This window comes from Acidovorax sp. AC410 (genome assembly GCF_979253235.1).
The window spans coordinates 1,527,419-1,545,603 of the sequence record NZ_CEEDCG010000001.1 but is presented as its reverse complement, the minus strand read 5'-3'; the positions used below and the strand labels follow the sequence as shown (position 1 = coordinate 1,545,603).

Sequence of the window (18,185 nt, the reverse complement as noted above, 5' to 3'; positions counted from 1 at the left end):
GGCGGTGCGGTTCAGAACTCCACGTCCACCTTTACGCTGTCGGTGTAGGTGCCCACGGGCACGTTCGGCTGGTCCGCATAGACGCTCGCGCTGTAGGGCATCACCTGCAGCGTCTGGCCGTCGGCCACGCCCAGGCCTGCAGCGCGCGCCGTGCCGACGCTGCCCCAGACACTGGTGTCGGGCTTGAAGATGTTGTATTGCAGCCGGTTGCTGCCACTGGCCATCTGGCGCCGTGTGCCATTGGCGTGGCCGCCCATGTCCAGCCCCACCGAGTAGGTCATGCCCTTGGTGCACAGCAGGGAAATGCTCTGCGAGACGGTGCTGAAACCGCTGGGCAGGGGGGCCGAGCCGAAATGGATGTCCGGCGCCGTGATGGTGCAGTCGTTGATGACCACCAGCGTCACGGTCAGGGTGCGGTCCTCATTGCCGTTGCGCACATTGCCCACGCAGGCGGAGCCCACGGCAATGCCTTCGCAGATGTTTGCATAGGTCCAGTTGACGGTGATGCTGTCCGTGTAGGTGCCTGCCGGCACGTTGGCGCCCGCCAGCGTGCTGATCTTGATGCCGATGGTGGCGCTGTTGTTGCTCAGCAGCGAAACCGCGTTGATGCCGTTCAGGTCGATGATCAGCAGTCCCGAATTGAAGGTGCCGCCGCCCACCGGGCTGATCTCGTAGGGAATCGTGATGGCGGTGTTCAGGGTGTTCTTCAGGGCCAGGCCCGAGGTGGCGGAGGTGATCTTCGCCTTGAGCGTGGGCGTTGCAAACAGCGCCAGCACCACCGCTCCGCAGCCGAGCTTGAAGTCCGCCGTGGTGGTGATGGGCGAGCCGCTGCGCACCCGCTGCGAGGGGTGGGTGCCCAGTGCGCCGCTGGTCTCGGAGGTGGCGCAAATGGCAAGCGCCTGCATCGGGCAGCAGGCCAGCACGAGGCAGGCCCACAGGCGGCGCCAGCACCGCAGTGGGAGAGGGGTTGTCATCGCACGGCTCCTTCCTGGGGGCGGGACGCGGCAGGCAGGCACCGGACGATCAGGTCGCGCGCCGATGCATACGCTGCTTCGGAAAAATCGGCCCTGCAGGTAGCACCCTCGGGCGTGCGCACCTGCAGGGCGTTCTGGGGGCGCAGCACGGTGAGGTACACCACACCGTCCCAGCCCACCACGGTCTGCATGTTCCCCGGTGTGTGGAGCACGGCGCTACCGGCCTTCACGGGCGTGCCCTGCGCATCGACCAGCGTGATGGTGGCCGTGCGCAGCTTGAGCACTGGCAGCTCCACCAGCATGCCCGCATTGCGCGAGACGGACATGCGCCGCTCCAGTGCCGGAATGTCCACGTCCGCCGGCAGGGTGAGCGGGTCCACTGCGTAGCGCCCCGGGTAGTAGGCGGGTACGCTGGGCACCAGCAGGTAGCCCTGGGCGTTGGTGTGGCCGGCCAGCTGGTTCTCGTACAGGATGGGCACGCCGGGCATACCCTGGGTGGAGACAAGCGCGAAGCCATCGTAAACGCGATTGGCCGCAAACAGGTGGCCGTCGATACTGCCCAGCGAGCCCGACAGCGTGCCCCACTGCAAAGTCTGTCCCGGGCTGGCGCTCACGCCCCCTTCCATGCTCAGCGTGCTGTTGCGGTACTGCAGCGCGGCCTGGCTGTAGCGCTGCGGGCCGCCCGAGAGCGTCTGGGCAACATTCCAGCCATAGCCGCCTTCGGTGGGCATGGTGCGCTGGTAGCTGGCGTAGGTCCGGGTGGTCTCGCGGTTCTTCGACGTGGCCAACTGGGCCGTCGAGCGGTCACCGAGGAAGTAGGTGAGTTGCAGCCGCAACTGGTTTTCCCCGGTTTCCACGGTGCGCCCCGCGGTGACCGACAAGAAGGCGTTGGTCGTGACCGGCATGTTGTAGCTCGCGAAGGCCAGGCGGCTGCGCTCGTTCCTGGCATTGCGCAGGTCCAGCCAACCGCCCGTGACCGAGCCCGTGCCCAGGTTCCAGCTCACGCTCAGCTGGCGCGAGCGCCGGGGCAGCTGGTAGCCATCGTCGGCATAGGTGCTGGCATCGCCGAAACGCGCGTCGCGCCCGGTCTGCTGAAAGGAGACGCCGGCGCGCGGCGTGTTGTACTGCCATCCTGCGGTGTACTGCCAGCCGCTGCCCACGCTTGCCGTGGTGCCGCGCGTGAGCGACGCGTTGGCAAGGCCCAGCATGCCCAGGCCGGCCATGCCACCGATGCCCGCCACGCCCAGCCCCTTGCCCAACTGGGCGTGCGCTTCGATGGTGAAGCGGTCCGACAGGCCCTGCCGGTACACACCCGTGGCAATGGGCCGGCCGTACGCAAAGCTGCGCAGCCCGTAGGCCCGCCGCAAGGCGCCGAGCGAAACCGAATAGTCGGTCCAGCCGGGGCGCAGCAGCTCCCGGTTCACATAGAACGGAATGGTGGCGTAGACCTGCCGGCCCAGGGCATCCGTGGTCACCACGGATGCCGTACCGGCACCGCTGACCACGGGCAGCTCGCCCAGCGTGAACGGGCCTGGGGCCACACGGTGGCTGGCGGCCTTGAAGCCGTTGACGAACAGGTCCACGGCCGAGGGCAGGGCCGCCTGGCCGGCGAACTCGGGCAGCGGGTAGGTGATGAGGTCGGGGCGCACGCCGAAGTTGCGCGCCCATTGCACGCCGGCCATGCGCACGGACGTGGTCCAGGGCAGCGAGTCGCTCACCAGGTCTCCGTAAGTGGTTTCCGTGGCTTGGGCCGTATCGGCGCTGGTCCAGCGCGTGTCATGGCGCAGGTAGCCCCGGGTGCCACCGGTCGACTGCAGGCGCACGATGCCAGTGTTGGAGATCACGCCGCGAGGACCGAAATAGCGCTGCTCGGACCACAGAGAGGTGATCGACTGCACGCGCGAGTGGCTGGTGTAGAGGTCATAGTTGAACAGCATGCCGCTGCCCGCAGCGCTGGTGGGCGTCTCTTCGGGTGTCTCATCGGCCAGGCGCTGCATGGGCAGCCACTGCGCGGGCACCGACAGGCGCAGCCGTTGGCCCAGGGCGTCGTAGTCGGCCGTGACACCGGGCAGTGCATCCACCGCGACCCGCGAACCCGCGGGCTGGCCGTTTTGCACATGCATCTGGCGCAGGGTCTGCGCCTCGATCTCGAAATGCGGCCCGCGCTGCTGCACCTCCACCAGCGCCCCGAAAGCCTGGCCGTTGACCTCGACGTCGAGGTACAGCACCGTGGGTTCCAAGACTGCGGGCGGCGCCGGTGGCGGCGATGGATAGGTGCCAGCGGACAGCTGCGCAGGGAGGAAGGCGCCGAGCACCAGGGCACGGCCAGCGCGGGTCCAGAAGCCAGGGCGTTCATCGCGGCGCACGGGGAACCAGGGTTTCAACCCCGTTGATCGTGGCCTTGAGCTCCGGGTTGGCCGGCGGCGGCGCCTCCAGCGCCCACTGCATCTGGCTGCCGGGCAGCACATAGCCCATGAGGCCTTCGTTGATGGGGATGGCGCCTCGGCTGCCGGCGTTCCATTGCACGGAGGTCAGGCGGGCGTGGCCTGTCCCCTGGTTGCGCACCACAAGCTGATGCCGGTGGCCCTGTTTCGTGGCATGCCAGGTGAGGGAGGGTGGCAAGGGCTTGCCCTTGCCACCGGCGAGCAGGGGCTTGGTCGGCCGAAACGGCTGCGCCCCCTCGCCATAGACGAACAGCGGGATGGCGTAGCGCACGTTCAGGCGGATGCCCATGCCGGTCTCGGTGCCGGTGGGCTTTTGCGCCGAATCGTCGGGGGCGGGCAGCTCGTCGATCACCACCCGATAGGCCTCCTCCAGGCCCATGGGAGGGCGCCGGGCGGCGATCAGGCGCACCATCTGCCGCTTGCCGGCCGGCACCACGCTGATGGGCGGGCTGGCCACCACGTCCTTTTGCGCCGAGAAGAATTCCTCGCCCTCGTTCTGGCTCCAGTCCAGCACCCGGACCTGCAGGGAGACGGAGGCGGTGCCGCGGTTCTCCAGCCAGACGGCCACGGCCTGCTGTTCCTCGGTGATCACGGGATCGACCGGCCAGATCATCAATGGGGTCGCCGCCTGCGCCCAGCCGGCGCAAGCGGCGAGCGTGAACACCACACGGCTTGCGGTGCGAAGCAGCCGGGCAGCTGCAGAAGGAAAAGCCGGGAAGTGGTGCGCCCTCACCATGTCACGGTCACCTGCACCGTGTCCACATAGGTTCCGGCCATGGCGGCGGAGCCGGGCAGGACCAGGTCGCCCCGGATGGGCAGGGCCGTCGGGGCCGTGCCCATGGTGATGCCGACCGGCACATTGGGTGCGAGGGCGGTCACCGTGCCGGCCACCAGTGACAGCGTGTAGGGAATGAACTGGCCGCCCCCGTTGGACAGGCGGCGCTGTGCGCCCTGCAGATTCAGGCCACCGTTCACGCTGACCTGCACCGCCGTGCCGGCCGTACACACCAGCTTGGCCTGCATGCCCATGTCGTTGCTGGCCACGGCGGTGACCGTGCCGGTGCTGACCGCAGAGTGCGCACCGAAGTTGACGGAACCGAAGGGCACACCCGCCACCTGCGACGAGTTGCCTGACACGATGCAGCCGCTCACGACGGAGGCGTTCACCGCAAAGGAGGGACTGGTGGGCACCGTTGCGGCCATCGCTGCCAGCGAGGTGCATAGCAATGACAGCGCGATGGCCGCCTGCGGGTGGGCCCGTCTTTCGGCGCGCAAACCTCTACCTGCACGTGCATGCATTTCTTGAACCATTGATGATGCTCCCTCGGCCGCCCGCCACGGCCTGGTGTGAGCGCTCCCGCGCTCTTTGCACACCCCCTCCCTGCTGCCTCTGTCTCCTGGTGGTTGCGGCCGGTGGTCCGGCGCCCGGAGATCAGTAGGTCAGCGTGATCTGCAGCGTATCCGTGTACATCCCCGCCGGCAGCGCCGAGGGGTCTGACTTGTTGATCTGGCCATAGATGGGCAGCGCAAAGGCCACGCCATTGGCCGGCACCGTGATGCCCGTGACCGCCGCCCCGGTCGGGTAGGCCTGGCTGTGCCCCGCGTCGCGGAACACGTCATACGGGATGTAGGCGGCCGTGGTGCCGTTGCGCATGGCACGGTTGCCTGAGCCGATGGAGCCTCCCTGGCCGGCATACGAGCCTGGGCCCACCTGGATGCTGATGCCCAGCACGTCGGGCGAACACACGATCTGTGTGGGGCCCGAGACGCCTTCGCCGCCCGATGCCGTGGCAGTGACGATGCCCGTGAAGGTGCTGGGCCGCGTGCCGAAGTCCAGCGTACCGAAGTTCACCCCGGCAGCGTTGCCCGAGCTTCCCGCGATCACGCAGCCCGCCGTGAGCTGTATCTGCGACTGCAGTGTGCCGGTGAGCGTGCCTGCCAGCGCCGGCCAGGCCAGCATGCCGGCCGCCAGGGCCAGCGCCGCTGCGTACCGCTTTCGATGGGACAGGGGCCCGCTGGCAGGGGATGGGCGCAGGTCCTCCATCGGGTGTCGCCTCTGTCGCTTTCGCAAGGTTGCTCGCATGGTGTCCTCCTCTCAAAGCCGGAAGAAAAGCAAAGGACGCCGTGCTGGGGGCCCCCTTTTGCCGAAGCTACGGGGCAACCTTGCACGGTTGTTGGGCGAACGTCCAGTTTTTTTTGACCCGGTGGGAATGACGGTACGTGAGAGGCACGCGCGCTGCTGTTCCTCCAAGGACGACGCATGCGATCTGAGGGTTTTGAGCAGCCCGGGGTTCTTGGTCGGCTGTGGCGACCGCCAGAGCCGTCAGAGCCAGGCGGGTGGCTCAGTGCTGCTGAGGGATCAGAAAGGGGCGGGTGGCCCGTCTGCCGCAGCGCCGCCCGGCGCGCCACCGCTGCGCCGGGGAATGAGCTGCGCGTCGAGCAAGGCCTCGATGCGGGCGAAGATCTCATGGCGCGAGAACGGCTTCTTCATGAAATCGTCTGCGCCGATCCGATTGGCATAGAACTGTTCGGTGGCGTGCTCGTTGCCGCTGATCATGATCACCGGGATGTGCTGCGAGGCAGGCGTCCTGCGAATGGCGCGCAGTGCATTGAACCCGTTCATGCCCGGAAGGATGATGTCGAGAAAGATCAGTTCGGGCGGTTCCTCGGCGATCAGCGCCAGGCCCTGCTCGGCATCCAGCGCCTCGCGGGTTTCATAGCCCGCCGACACCAGCGTCTTGCGCAGGACGGCGACCACGGTCGGCGAGTCGTCAATGATCAGCACCCTGGTGCCTTTTCGCGCATTGACACGCCTGTGCTTGCGCCGCTCCAGAGGGTCTGCGGCACGCGCAGGGGGTGCGTCGGGACGGTCCGTTGTCTTGCGCATGCCGCCCAGAAGGCGGTCGAAGATACTCATGGTGCGGGCTCGCTTCTCGCTGGATGGGGGCTCAACAAGCGCCAAGTATCCAGGATGTTGGGCTGGGGCAGAAGATGCGGGCGTTTCGCACGCCTCACCCCGGGAGGCCATCAGGCGCTTTGGCTGCTTTTCAGCGCCTGGTGGCGATGGGACGTTGTTGCCGTCGTGACCACTGGTGCTGCCGCACCACGCGTGCAAGGCACTGCCTCACGACTGTGACTCCCCGGCCTTCTGCCGGTCCTTGCGCAACGCCCGCTGCAGCAGCCGGGTGGCGCGGTCACGCAAGGGTGAAACACGGTGCTCCATGGGGGCCTGCGCCTTGGCCTTGGTGCATGCGGCGAGAAAATCCTCGAGGATGGCGGTGTCGTCCAGTGTGTCCGAGCCCACTTTGTGGAACTCGGGGTGCCATTGCGTTGCAGCAATGTAGCCGCGCCCCGGAGCGGGTTTGAGGCGGATGGCTTCGGGCACGCCATCCGGTTCGCTCAGGGCCTCCACTTCGAAGTCCGGTGCCACCCGCTTGATGCCCTGGTGGTGGATGCTGTTGACCCTTGCGCGCGGGCTGTCGGGGTACAACTGGGCAAGGCGTGAGCCGGGCACGATGTGGATGTCGTGGAAATGCTGGTCGTAGGTCGTGGCGTTGCGGTGCTGCTGCGCGCCAGGGTGCTGGAATTCGATGTCCTGGTACAGCGCACCGCCGAAGGCCACGTTGATCAACTGCAGGCCCCGGCAAACGCCGAAGATGGGCTTGCGCACTTCGGCGAACGCCTTGACCACGGCCAGGTCGTACAGGTCGCGCACGCGGTCGCCGACCCATTCTTCGCGCAGCGGCTCCTCGCCGTAGTTGCCCGGCCAGACGTCCGCACCGCCGTGCATCACCACGCCATCGAGCCATTCGGCATAGTGGGCCAGTGTGACGTCGCCGCGTGCGGTTTCACCCGTGGGGCAGGGCACCATCACCACCATGGCCCCGGCCGACATGAGCCAGTGCGCGATGGACTGCTCGACATACTGCAGGGTCTTGTTGGTGAACAGGGAGCGGGTGGGGTCGGCATGCTGAAAACAGGCGGACAGGCCGATCTTGAGGCGGGGGGCGGCGGACATGGGTGGGAGCTCCATAGGCATGCGAATGAAGGGCTGCGCATGCAAGGCAATAGGTATTTACGTTGTAGCACCCGCTCCCGGTGCCGTCTGTAGGAAAGGGCCGTGCATGCCTGTGGCTGCGCCACGTGGTGCTATGAAATGTGGCTTTCTTCATGAAATGGCAGGGTGGTGTGGAGGTGCCGTGCCCTGCGCTCAGCCTTGCTCACGATAATTTCGGAAACCGGGTGTGACGGGCTGCGGGTCGCCCGTTGTGGGCCGCCCACGCGTCGGCCGCTGCCCGCTCCACCGTTAACAAGGCACCTCCATGCGCCACCCCTCGATGCACCTTTCTGCCTTGGCAGCGCTCATGGCGCTGGCCTGGCCCTGCAGCCATGCCGCCGTACCGCCGGGCGCAGCGGCCGAGATCGTGGGGCTGCAGGGACCCGGCGATCAGCGCGCAGCCAGCGTGCAGGACTGGAAGCCCGCGCGCCAGGCGCAGGCATTGGCCGCGGGTGATTTCGTGCGCACGCGCGAAGCCGCACGCATGGCCCTGCTGTTTGCCGACGACACCCAGCTGCGCCTGCACCAGAACACGGTGCTGCAGGTCAAGGCCGTGGCCACACCCGCGCAGCCGGTGACCACGCTGATGCTCAGCGCCGGCCGTGCCTGGACGCAGACGCGCCGCGCCGACGGCAGCCGCCTCACGCTGGAAACACCCGCCGCCACGGCCGCGATCCGTGGCACGGACTGGGACATCGAGGTCGCTGGCGACGGCCGCACGCTGATCACCGTGCTCTCGGGCACGGTGGAGTTCGGCAATGCCCAGGGGCAGGTGTCGGTGGCGGCCAACGAGGCCGCCTACGCCGATGTGGGCCAGGCACCGGTGAAGATGGTGCTCACCCAGCCGCGCGACCGCATCCAGTGGGTGAATGCGCTGCGCGCCGACCCGCTGCCTTCGCTCGCGGCGCAGGGCAATACCGATGGTGGCATGTCTGCCGCGCTGGAACCGGTGCGACGCGCTCTGGCCGCCCGCAATGCGGCTGCTGCAGCCACTGCCCTGGCGCAGGCGCGCAGCCAGGTGCCCGCAGGCTGGGCCGCTGCCATGGAGTCCGCCGTGGCACTGCAGGCGGGCGACCTGCAGGCGGCACGCAGCCAGCTGGCGCGCCAGATCGGGGACGCTGGCCAGCCGCCCGTGCTCGCCGCCTGGCTCATGCAGTCGGATCTGCAATTGCTGGACGGCGATGGGCCCGCCGCCGTGAACACCCTGCGCGCCGCGCTTGCACGGCACTGGCCTGCGCACCCGGCCCTGGTGGCCCAGCTGGCGCGCGTGCAGTTGCTCACCGAGCGGGTGGACGAAGCGCAGGCCACGCTGGCGGGCGCCGGCACGGGCGATGGGGGCCTGGCGCTGGTGCGCGCCGAGCTGTCCCGCCGCCAGGGCGATGGGCCGGCGGCCATTGCGGCCTACACGGAGGCCACGGTACGCATGCCCGGCGACGCGCGGGCCTGGCAGGGCCTGGGCAGCGCGCACGTGGAGCGCGAGGAGACAGGCCCCGCGCGCAAGGCACTGGGCCAGGCGCTGGCGCTCGATGCGCAGGCGCCGGGGGCACAGGGCGAGCGGGGCACGCTGGCGACCTTCGTCAACCAGTTCACCGAGGCGGGGCAGGCGTTCGAGACCGCCCTGCACGACAACCCGGCCGACTACGTCGCGCTGACCGGGCAGGGGCTGATGCACCTCAAGCAGGGCCAGCCGCAGGCCGCGCTCGACGACTTCCTGCGCGCGGGCGTGATGGAGCCGCGCTATGCCCGGGCCAAGGTCTGGACGGCGGTGGCCTACTACCAGCTCGGGCGCACGCCCGACGCGCTGGCCACGCTGCGCCAGGCCAGCGCCCTCGACGACAAGGACCCCTTGCCCTACCTGCTGCTGGCGCAGATCCAGACGGATCTGTTCCAGCCCGGGGATGCCGTCGCCTCCGCGCGCGCGGCCCTGCAGCGCATGCCCTACCTCAAGTCGCTCAACCAGGTGGCCAATGACCAGAAGGGCAGCGCCAACCTGGGTGCCTCGCTGGCCTTCTTCGGCATGGAGGACTGGGCGCTGGAGCTGGCGCAAAAGAGCTTCTCGCCCTACTGGGGCGGCAGCCACCTGTTCCTGGCGGACCGCTACCGCGGCGAGTTCAACAAGAACTCGGCGCTGTTCCAGGGCTTCCTGACCGACCCCATGGCCTTCGGCGCCAGCCAGCTGCACTCTTCGCTGCTGCAGCGCCCGGGCAGCCATGGCGCCCTGGGCCTGCTGCTGGACCGCGACTTCTACCGCATGCGCGCGCCCTCGGTCACGCTCAACGGCATGGACAACAGCCGCCTTCCGGTGTCGTGGTTCCTCAAGGCACAGAGCGCACGGGCCAAGCGCTCCCCGATCGACGTCGGGGTGTTCAATGCGCCGGCTTTCCACGATCCCTCGGGGACCGGGGACATCGGCGCCGACGTGCTCACCTTCGGCCTGGGGCTGCAGCCCAGCGAGCGCCTGAACCTGTTCGCCTACGCCAACCAGTACGACGTGTCCCTTCGGGGCCGCAACCAGCTCGACCTGTGGGGCGATGGCTCCGAGGTGCGGCAGACCACCGCAGACAACCGGGCGCGCCTGGGCGTGGCCGGGCTGTCGTACCGCTGGAGCCCGGTGGAGCAGACCTGGCTCAAGATCGGGCGCAGCCGGGAGAGCAACCGCGCCGACAACTTTCCCACCCTGTTCCTCTTTCCGCCGCTGGCAGCCCTGGGCGGGCTGCAGGCCTCTCCCGAGAAGGCCTTCACCGATCTGCAACTGCGCCACAGCGTGGACCCGCAACCCGGGCAGCGCTGGAGCGTGGCCCTGGAGCATGTGGCAGAAAAGCAGTCCAGCGAGGTGAGCGGCTACGGCCCCCTGATCCGCCAGGACAGCGGCGCGGTGCCGGACATCCTGGTATTCGCCGGCGTCAACGAGATTGACCGGCGCTACACCGGCCTGACCCTGGCGGGCAGCCAGCAGTTCACGCCCGACCTGCTGCTCGATGGCGCCCTGGGGCTGCAGCAGATCCGCCACCGGGTGCGCGGCGGCAATGCGGTGGGCCTGCTGATCCGGGACGTGAGCGAATCGAGCCAGGCCCGGCGCACCGACACGGAAAGGGTGGTGACCCCGCGCGTGGGCGTGGTGTTCAGCCCCGCGGCGGGGACCACGCTGCGCATGGCCTACCAGGACTGGTTGCGCCCGCTGAGCGCGTCCACCCTCACCAGCGTGGAGACGGCCGGCATCCCCGTCGAGGACCGCATGGTGGAGGCCGGCGGGCGCCATCGCCGCACGGTGGCGCAACTGGGCATGGAGATCGACGGGCACACCTTCCTGAGCCTGCGCGCCGACCACCTGCGCGTGCGCAACCCCGGTGTGATCGGGGTGGACCTGCGCACACCGAGCATGCCTTTTCTGGAAGAGATGCGCAACGCGCAGCTCATCAACCTCTCGACCACCGACGTGCTCGAAGGCACGCCGGGCTTCGAGGAAGGCACGCTGCAGGCCCTGGGGGCCGGCCTCAACCGCATGTTCAGCCGCCAGTGGTCGGGCTATGCCAAGTACCTGTACCAGCACAGCAGCAGCCAGTACCTGGACAGCACCAGCAACAGCATGGTGCGCGACCTGCGCATCCCCTACATCCCGCGCCATACCGCCGTGATCGGGGCCACCTGGGCCAGCGCGCAGCGCGTGTACCTGAGTGCCCGCGCGGTCTACCGGTCCGAGCGCTTCGAGGATAAGCAGAACCTCACGCGCCGCCCTGCGGGCTGGAACCTGGACCTCGTGGGCTACTGGGAGACACAGGACAAGCACTGGGTGGTGGGCGCCGGGGTGCTGAACCTGTTCGGAGACCGGACACCGCGCCAGACGGTCCGGTACGTGATCGATGCGCGCTACCGCTTCTAGGGGCTTCTGGCGCGAATCGGTGCTGGCGCTGGCGGCCAGCGCGCTGGTGCTGCTGCTGGCCTGGGCTGCCACGTTCACCCGGCCCTGGCATGCGCTGGAGTTCAAGACCTTCGACGTGCTCACGGCGCTCTCGGCGCCCCGGCGGAGCGTCTATCCGGTGGTGATCCTTGCGATCGACGAGCCCAGCTTCCAGGAGCTGCAGCAGCACTGGCCTTTTCCACGCAGCCTGCACGCACGCCTGATCGAGCGCGTGCATGCCGATGGTGCGGCGGTGATCGGCATGGACGTGGTGTTCGCCGACCCGAGCGGTGAGGAGGAGGACGCTGCGCTGGAGCGTGCGGTGGCCACGGCCGCGCCGGTGGTGCTGGCCTCGGCGCGCGAGAAGATCGACAGCGGCAATGCCACGCTGTGGACCGAGGTGCCGCCGCTGCAGCGGCTGCTGGCCGCGGGTGGCCAGGCGGGCAGTTCGCTGGTACAGCCGGACGACGACTTTGTGGTGCGCCGTGCATTTGGCGACGAGGACAGCCTGGCCATGCACATGGCGCGGCGCGTTGCGGGCGTGGGGGCCAAAGACCTGCGATCGGCCGAGTGGCTGGCCTACCGCGGCCCGCGCGGCAGCTTCGACACACGCTCGTACTACCAGGCACTGGAGCCGGGGCTGCTGCCGCCCGGCTTCTTCAAGGACAAGATCGTGCTGGTGGGACGCTCTGCGCTGAGCGCCTCCGACCTGGAGAGCCGGCGTGCCGACATGTTCAACTCGCCCTTCGGTTCCGCTGGGGGGGATCGCCTGTTTCCCGGTGTGGAACTGCAGGCCACGCAGGTGGACAACCTGCTGGCAGGCGATGGCCTGCGCAGTGCGCCAGGGCACTGGACTCCCGTGCTGCTGCTGCTGATGGTGCCGCTGGTGATCCTGGCCGGTCGACGCCTGCACACGGGCTGGGCGGTCGTGCTGATGGCGGCCCTGGTGGCGGCCATGGCGCTCGCCTCGTGGCTGTTGTTCGCCCACGCACGGCTGTGGTGGCCGCCGTTGATGCCCATGGCCGCGGCCCTGGGGTTGACGGGCGCCACCGCACTGGTGATCTACGCCACGGTGCGCCAGCGGGCCCAGCAGACCCGGGCCATGTTCGCCCAGTATGTGCCGCCCGAGGTGGTGGCACGCCTGGTGGCTGAGCCCGAACTCATGCGCCTGGGCGGCGAGGTGCGTGAGGTGACCATCATGTTCACCGACCTGGCCAACTTCACCACCCTGTCGGAACAGCTCAGCGCCGAGCAGACGGTGGAACTGCTCTCCGGCTACTTCGACGCCATGACGCCCATCATCCACGCCAGCGGCGGCACGGTGGACAAGTTCATCGGCGATGCCGTGATGGCCTTCTGGGGCGCGCCGCTCGACGATGCCCAGCACGCCGAGCATGCGGTGCATGCGGCGCTGGACATGCAAAAGGCCATGGAACCGCTGGTGGCCGCCCTGCGCGCGCGCGGCCTGCCGCCGCTGCAAATGCGCATCGGCTTGCACACCGGTCGGGTGGTGGTGGGCAACGTGGGCTCGCAGCAGCGTTTTTCGTACACGGTGATCGGCGATGCGGTGAACCTTGCGGCGCGCCTGGAGGGCGCGAACAAGGCCTTCGGCACGGGCATCCTGCTGTCGCAAGCCACGGCGCGGCAACTGCCGCCCGTCCTGCTGGTGCGCGTGCTGGACGAGGTCATCGTCAAGGGCCGGGCCGAGCCGGTGCGCGTCTTCACGCTCTGCGCGGACCACGAGGTCTGCGCGCTGTCTGCCGCAGCCCTGGATGCCTTCCACGGGGGCGATGCGGCCACGGCCGCGGCTCTCCTCGACCAGTTGCTGCAACGCTGTCCCGGCGACCCGGCCGCCCTGCGCTTGCAGAACCGCGTGGCCGAGGCGGCGGCGCTGCCTTCGGGCATGCCCTGGCCCACCGCCGTCGCGCTGGACAAGTTGTAAGAACCTGTGTTTAACAGGTTCTTACCCGGCCGATTCGCGCTGTGGCGGCTTTGGTGCCACCATGGAGCCATGGCTGCGGTCCTGCACCGCCGCCTTTCTCTCGCAACCACCCAAGGAGCCCAGCATGCAAGTACAAGTCAACACCGACGACCACATCAACGGCAGCGAATCCCTGGCCCAATGGGTGACCGACGAAGCCAAGAGCCGGTTGGCGCGCTTCCAGGACCATGTGACGCGGCTGGAAGTGTTCCTGTCCGACGTCGACGCAGGTAAATCGGGGGCCAAGGACAAGCGCTGCCGCATCGAGGCGCGCGTGACCGGTCGCCAGCCCGTGACGGTGACGGACGAGGCCGACAAGATGGCCAACGCCTTCATCGGCGCCACCGACAAGCTGGCGCGCGCGCTCGACACGGACCTGGGCCGCGCCAAGGACCGCCATGGCCGCGACACCATCCGCACGGCCGAAGCGGAATAGATCGCCTAGAGATCCAGCACCAGCAGCTTGCCCTTGGCCCGTGAGCAGCAGGGCATGCACTGCTCGTTCGACGCCTTCTCCTCGTCGGTGAGGTACATGTCGCGGTGGTCCACCTCGCCTTCGAGCACGCGCGTAAGGCAGGTGCCGCACACGCCTTGCTCGCATGAGGTCATGATGTCCACGCCCTGGGTGCGCAGCGCATCGACGATGGAGATGTCGGCCGGTATGGTGTAGGTGCTGCCGGTGCTGGCAATGCGCACCTCGAACGCGCCGTCGCCCGAGGTGTCCTGCGCGGGCGCGCCGAAGTATTCGAGGTGGATGCGGTCCGCAGGCCAGCCCAGGTTCTTCGCGGTGTTCACCACATGGTCGATGAACCCGGCGGGGCCGCAGACGTACAGGCGCGCATCGGGCGCGATGTCGGCCAGCACGGCCATGAGGTCGAGCTTCTGCTCGGGCCCGCCTTCGTCGGTATGCACCTGCACGTGGGGGGCCATGGCCGATGCCGCAATCTCCTCGGTGAACGCCGTGCGCGCCAATGAACGCGTGCAGTAGTGCAGCGTGAAGTCGGCGCCGGTGTGGGCCAGGCGTTCGGCCATGCACAGCAGCGGCGTCACACCGATACCACCCGCCAGCAGCAGGGTGCGCGGCGCGGGGTGCAGTTCGAAATGGTTGCGCGGCGTGCTGATGGTGAGCGTGTCGCCTTCATGCACGGCGTCGTGCATGCCGGCCGAGCCGCCGCGCGAGGCCGCGTCGCGCAGCACGGCGATGCGGTAGCGGTGCTGCTCGCTGGCGCTGTTGCACAGAGAGTACTGGCGTGTGAGTCCGCCGGGCACATGCACGTCGATGTGCGAGCCGGCGCTGAACGCGGGCAGCGGCGCGCCGTCGGTGCGGGCCAGTTCGAAGCTGGCAATGCCCTCGGCCTCGGCGTGCTTGCGCACCACGCGCACCTGCAGGGTTTCCTGCGCGGTTGTCATGCTGCCTGCTCCGCCGCCAGGGTGCGGTCGATCACCTTGCGCGACTGCACGCCGCCGGCGTCGATGTTGAGCATGAGCAGCTTGCGCTCGGGGTGGCGCAGCAGGTTCAGCTGCTGCAGCTCCAGCATTTCGCGGTCTTCGGAAAAGATCTTGCCCTGGCCTTCGCGGATCTGCGCGGTGAGGGCCGGATCCTCGGGCTTGAAGTGGCGCGCCATGCCCCAGAAGTAGTGGATCGAGGTCTCGGTCTCGGGCGTGATGAAGTCCACCACGATGCTCGATGCCTTCTTGTCGGCCGGGGCTTCATAGCCCCCATGGCCGGCAAGCGCCACGCCGACCTCGATCAGCACGTGGCTTGGCGGCGTGAAGTGGCAGATCTGCCAGCGGTCCACGGGCTGGTCGTCGGGCAGGCCGTTCATGCGCAGCGCCATCTGCCAGAACGGGGGCGCCTGGATGCCCTCCATGAAGCGGCTGGTGATGACCTCGTCGCCCTCGACCCGGGTCTTGCACGGCACCTCGTCGATCTCCTTTTGGCCGATGCTGTTGGAATGCACGTAGGTCTCGTGCGTCAGGTCCATCAGGTTGTCGACCATCAGCCGGTAGTCGCAGGCAATGTGGTACAGCCCGCCGCCATAGGCCCACTCGGGGCTCTCGGCCCATGCGAGGTGGTGGATCTTGGCGGGGTCGGCCTGTGCGGCATCGCCGGGCCAGACCCAGATGAAGCCGTAGCGCTCGACCACCGGAAAGCTGCGTGTGCGCGGAAAGCCCTGCACCCGCTGGCCCGGCATCGAAACGGCCTTGCCGTCGCAGCCCACGCGCAGGCCGTGGTAGCCGCACATCAATTGGCCATCGCAGACGGTGCCCAGCGACAGGGGCGCGCCGCGGTGGGGGCAGAAGTCGTCGAGGGCGGCGACCTGGTCGGGTGCCGGGCGGTAGAAGACCATCTTCTCGCCGCAGATGGTGCGGCCCAGGGGTTTGTCGGCAATCTCGTCGGGGGTGCAGGCGACGTACCAGGCGTTCTTGGGGAACATGATGCTTGTCTCTCTCCGTGGGGGAAGGATGTGTCGCGCCGCAGGCTTGTATACAGCCAGCCTGCGAATCGCTGTATTTGCAGGGGGATTGTGCGAAAAAGCCAGATTCCTGTATACATAAAAAAGCCATAAACCAGTTATCGCGTGCTGGCATATCCCGTAAGCTGTTGTTTTGTATGGAGCGAGGCCCGTCATGGGATGGAGGTTCGGCTGATTTCTGTATACATTCGGCCATACGCCAGAACTCCCGCTCCGCACCAACCATGAACCATCCCGAACCCCAGGCCCTGGCCGCCCTTGGCGACGCTGCAGAAGCTGGCGCCTCGCAGTCGGTCAAGGCCCAGTTGCGGCTGCGCGAGATGATCCTGGCCGGCGAACTGGCCGGTGGCGCGCGCATTGCCGAGCTGCCGCTGGTGGAGATGCTTGGGGTCTCGCGCACCCCCATCCGGGCCGCACTGATGCGGCTGGAGCAGGAAGGGCTGCTGCACCGCCTGCAAGGTGGCGGCTATGCCGTGCGCACCTTCTCGGAAACCGACGTAGCCGATGCCATCGAACTGCGCGGCACCATGGAGGGGCTGGCCGCGCGGCTGGCGGCCGAGCGCGGCGTGGACGCGGGCGTGATGGCCGAAAGCGTGCAGTGCCTGGACGAGATCGACGCCGTGCTGGCGCCGCGTTCGCTCGACGACGAAGGCTTTTCGGCCTATGTGGCGCTGAATGCGCGATTTCACCACCTGCTCAGCCGCATGGTGGGCAGCGAGGTCATCGTGCGCGAACTCGACCGGGTCAAGGGCCTGCCGTTCGCCTCGCCCTCGGCCTTTGTGGTGGTGCAGACGCATTCGCCCGCCGCGCGCGACATGCTGGTGGTGGCGCAGGACCAGCACCGGCAGGTGCTCGATGCCATCGAGCGGCGCGAGGGCGCGCGGGCCGAGGCCATCATGCGCGAGCACTCGCGCATCACACGGCGCAACCTGCTCGCGGCCGTGCAGGCATCTCAAGGTCAGGGTTTACCCGGGGTACAACTGATCAGGGAAAGCGCCTGACCCATAACTGTTGCAAGTTATCACAATCGGCGATATCTAAAAGTCCGAAATCCCGCTTGTGCGTTGCCCTGCGCCGTACCAGACTCCGGCCAGCACACGCTGTATACAACGACATTCCACAGGAGACTAAGCACCATGCACAAACGCCACCTTCTGCGCGCCTCGGCCGCTGCCGCCCTGACCCTGGCCGGCGGCCTGGCGGCCCTGCCGGCCGCGGCCCAGGACAACGTCTTCAAGATCGGCCTGGTTCTGCCCATGACGGGGCAGCAGGCGACCACCGGCCGCCAGATCGAGGCCGCCGCGCGCCTGTACATGGCGCAGAACGGTGACACGGTCGGTGGCAAGAAGGTGCAGCTCATCGTCAAGGACGACACCAGCCTGCCGGACGTGACGCGCCGCCTGGCCCAGGAGCTGGTGGTGAACGACAAGGTCAACGTGCTTGCCGGCATGGGCATCACGCCTTCGGCCATGGCCACGGCACCACTGGCCACGCAGGCCAAGACCCCGCTGGTGGTGATGGCTGCCGCCACGTCCAGCATCACCGAGGCGTCGCCCTATGTGGTGCGCACCAGCTTCACCTTGCCCCAGGTGTCGGTGGCCCTGGCCGACTGGGCGCCCAAGAACGGCATCAAGAAGGTCGTGACGCTGGTGAGCGACTACGGCCCGGGCATCGATGCCGAGAAATTCTTCAACCAGCGCCTGACTTTCAACGGCGGCCAGGTGACCGAGGCTTTGCGCGTGCCGCTGCGCAACCCGGACTTCGCCCCCTTCCTGCAGAAGGTGCGCGACGCCAAGCCCGATGCGCTGTTCGTCTTCGTGCCCTCGGGCGCGGGCGCGGCGGTGATGAAGCAGTTCCTGGAGCGCGGCATGGACAAGGCCGGTATCAAGCTCATCGCCACCGGCGACGTGACCGATGACGACCAGCTCAACGACATGGGCGACGGCGCGCTGGGCGTGGTCACCTCGCACCACTACTCGGCCGCGCACCCCTCGCCGTTGAACAAGAAGTTCGTCGAGGCCTTCGAGAAGGCCAACAAGGGCCTGCGCCCCAACTTCATGGCCGTGGGCGGCTACGACGGCATGCGCGTGATCTACGAAGCGCTCAAGACCACCAAGGGCGCGGGCGGCGGCGACGCCCTGCTGGCCGCCATGAAGGGCCAGGTCTTCGAGAGCCCGCGCGGCCCGGTGTTCATCGACGCGCAGACCCGTGACATCGTGCAGAACGTGTACCTGCGCAAGGTCGAACGCGTCAACGGCCAGCTCTACAACGTGGAGTTCGACGTGATCAAGGACGTCAAGGATCCGGGCAAGACGAAATAGGTAACCCCCTGAGTCGCTTCGCGCCATCCCCCT

General features: G+C 68.2%; 14 protein-coding genes. 5 read left to right on the top strand and 9 right to left on the bottom strand.

Going from position 1 to position 18,185, the window contains the following annotated elements; translation table 11 throughout:
* Window positions 1-11 precede the first annotated feature (11 nt).
* The 7 genes from AC0IZS_RS07185 to AC0IZS_RS07155 all read right to left on the bottom strand — a co-directional run bounded on the left by AC0IZS_RS07185 (window position 12) and on the right by AC0IZS_RS07155 (window position 7,436).
* Window positions 12-974: a Csu type fimbrial protein gene (locus AC0IZS_RS07185; protein ID WP_471634996.1), complete on the bottom strand. Its 963-nt coding sequence runs from the start codon at window positions 972-974 to the stop codon at window positions 12-14.
* Window positions 971-3,358 carry a fimbria/pilus outer membrane usher protein gene (locus AC0IZS_RS07180; RefSeq protein WP_471634995.1) on the bottom strand — a complete coding sequence of 796 codons (2,388 nt, stop codon included), beginning with the start codon at window positions 3,356-3,358 and terminating at the stop codon, window positions 971-973. Before AC0IZS_RS07180 ends, AC0IZS_RS07185 begins: the two co-directional genes overlap by 4 nt.
* On the bottom strand, window positions 3,327-4,082 hold the full coding sequence (locus tag AC0IZS_RS07175) for a fimbrial biogenesis chaperone (protein ID WP_471634994.1): 756 nt from the start codon (window positions 4,080-4,082) through the stop codon (window positions 3,327-3,329). Before AC0IZS_RS07175 ends, AC0IZS_RS07180 begins: the two co-directional genes overlap by 32 nt.
* Window positions 4,083-4,147: 65 nt before the next feature.
* On the bottom strand, window positions 4,148-4,693 hold the full coding sequence (locus AC0IZS_RS07170; RefSeq protein ID WP_471634993.1) for a spore coat protein U domain-containing protein: 546 nt from the start codon (window positions 4,691-4,693) through the stop codon (window positions 4,148-4,150).
* A 157-nt stretch (window positions 4,694-4,850) separates the two neighbouring features.
* Window positions 4,851-5,462, bottom strand: coding sequence for a Csu type fimbrial protein (locus AC0IZS_RS07165; protein ID WP_471634992.1), 612 nt, complete (start codon window positions 5,460-5,462; stop codon window positions 4,851-4,853).
* Between the two features lie 315 nt (window positions 5,463-5,777).
* Complete coding sequence (locus AC0IZS_RS07160; protein WP_471634991.1) at window positions 5,778-6,335, bottom strand: response regulator; 558 nt, start codon at window positions 6,333-6,335, stop codon at window positions 5,778-5,780.
* Window positions 6,336-6,542: 207 nt separating this feature from the next.
* Complete coding sequence (locus tag AC0IZS_RS07155) at window positions 6,543-7,436, bottom strand: gamma-glutamyl-gamma-aminobutyrate hydrolase family protein (protein WP_471634990.1); 894 nt, start codon at window positions 7,434-7,436, stop codon at window positions 6,543-6,545.
* A gap of 304 nt (window positions 7,437-7,740) precedes the next feature.
* On the opposite strand from AC0IZS_RS07155, the gene AC0IZS_RS07150 reads away from it, so the two are divergent.
* From AC0IZS_RS07150 to AC0IZS_RS07140, 3 genes are all read left to right on the top strand, one after another.
* Complete coding sequence (locus AC0IZS_RS07150; RefSeq protein WP_471634989.1) at window positions 7,741-11,355, top strand: TonB-dependent receptor domain-containing protein; 3,615 nt, start codon at window positions 7,741-7,743, stop codon at window positions 11,353-11,355.
* Entirely contained in the window at window positions 11,336-13,315 is a 1,980-nt protein-coding gene (locus AC0IZS_RS07145; RefSeq protein WP_471634988.1) for a CHASE2 domain-containing protein, read from the top strand. Before AC0IZS_RS07150 ends, AC0IZS_RS07145 begins: the two co-directional genes overlap by 20 nt.
* 124 nt (window positions 13,316-13,439) lie before the next feature.
* The gene (locus tag AC0IZS_RS07140; protein WP_322591096.1) at window positions 13,440-13,790 is read left to right on the top strand and encodes an HPF/RaiA family ribosome-associated protein; all 351 of its coding nucleotides are present in this window, start codon (window positions 13,440-13,442) and stop codon (window positions 13,788-13,790) included.
* A 5-nt stretch (window positions 13,791-13,795) separates the two neighbouring features.
* Here AC0IZS_RS07140 and AC0IZS_RS07135 read toward each other — a convergent pair whose 3' ends face one another.
* Window positions 13,796-14,764, bottom strand: a complete 969-nt coding sequence (locus AC0IZS_RS07135; RefSeq protein ID WP_471634987.1) for a PDR/VanB family oxidoreductase — start codon at window positions 14,762-14,764, stop codon at window positions 13,796-13,798.
* Window positions 14,761-15,792: a Rieske 2Fe-2S domain-containing protein gene (locus AC0IZS_RS07130; RefSeq protein WP_471634986.1), complete on the bottom strand. Its 1,032-nt coding sequence runs from the start codon at window positions 15,790-15,792 to the stop codon at window positions 14,761-14,763. Before AC0IZS_RS07130 ends, AC0IZS_RS07135 begins: the two co-directional genes overlap by 4 nt.
* Window positions 15,793-16,055: 263 nt before the next feature.
* Between AC0IZS_RS07130 and AC0IZS_RS07125 the strand changes: the two genes are divergently transcribed.
* Entirely contained in the window at window positions 16,056-16,832 is a 777-nt protein-coding gene (locus tag AC0IZS_RS07125; protein ID WP_471634985.1) for a GntR family transcriptional regulator, read from the top strand.
* Window positions 16,833-16,967: 135 nt separating this feature from the next.
* Entirely contained in the window at window positions 16,968-18,152 is a 1,185-nt protein-coding gene (locus AC0IZS_RS07120) for an ABC transporter substrate-binding protein (protein WP_436176047.1), read from the top strand.
* Window positions 18,153-18,185 lie beyond the last annotated feature (33 nt).

Coding starts and splice junctions, on each gene's coding strand:
- AC0IZS_RS07185 (WP_471634996.1), bottom strand. CDS start 974: ATGACAACCCCTCTCCCACTGCGGTGCTGGCGCCGCCTGTGGGCCTGC.
- AC0IZS_RS07165 (WP_471634992.1), bottom strand. CDS start 5,462: ATGGAGGACCTGCGCCCATCCCCTGCCAGCGGGCCCCTGTCCCATCGA.
- AC0IZS_RS07160 (WP_471634991.1), bottom strand. CDS start 6,335: ATGAGTATCTTCGACCGCCTTCTGGGCGGCATGCGCAAGACAACGGAC.
- AC0IZS_RS07155 (WP_471634990.1), bottom strand. CDS start 7,436: ATGTCCGCCGCCCCCCGCCTCAAGATCGGCCTGTCCGCCTGTTTTCAG.
- AC0IZS_RS07150 (WP_471634989.1), top strand. CDS start 7,741: ATGCGCCACCCCTCGATGCACCTTTCTGCCTTGGCAGCGCTCATGGCG.
- AC0IZS_RS07145 (WP_471634988.1), top strand. CDS start 11,336: ATGCGCGCTACCGCTTCTAGGGGCTTCTGGCGCGAATCGGTGCTGGCG.
- AC0IZS_RS07140 (WP_322591096.1), top strand. CDS start 13,440: ATGCAAGTACAAGTCAACACCGACGACCACATCAACGGCAGCGAATCC.
- AC0IZS_RS07135 (WP_471634987.1), bottom strand. CDS start 14,764: ATGACAACCGCGCAGGAAACCCTGCAGGTGCGCGTGGTGCGCAAGCAC.
- AC0IZS_RS07130 (WP_471634986.1), bottom strand. CDS start 15,792: ATGTTCCCCAAGAACGCCTGGTACGTCGCCTGCACCCCCGACGAGATT.
- AC0IZS_RS07125 (WP_471634985.1), top strand. CDS start 16,056: ATGAACCATCCCGAACCCCAGGCCCTGGCCGCCCTTGGCGACGCTGCA.
- AC0IZS_RS07120 (WP_436176047.1), top strand. CDS start 16,968: ATGCACAAACGCCACCTTCTGCGCGCCTCGGCCGCTGCCGCCCTGACC.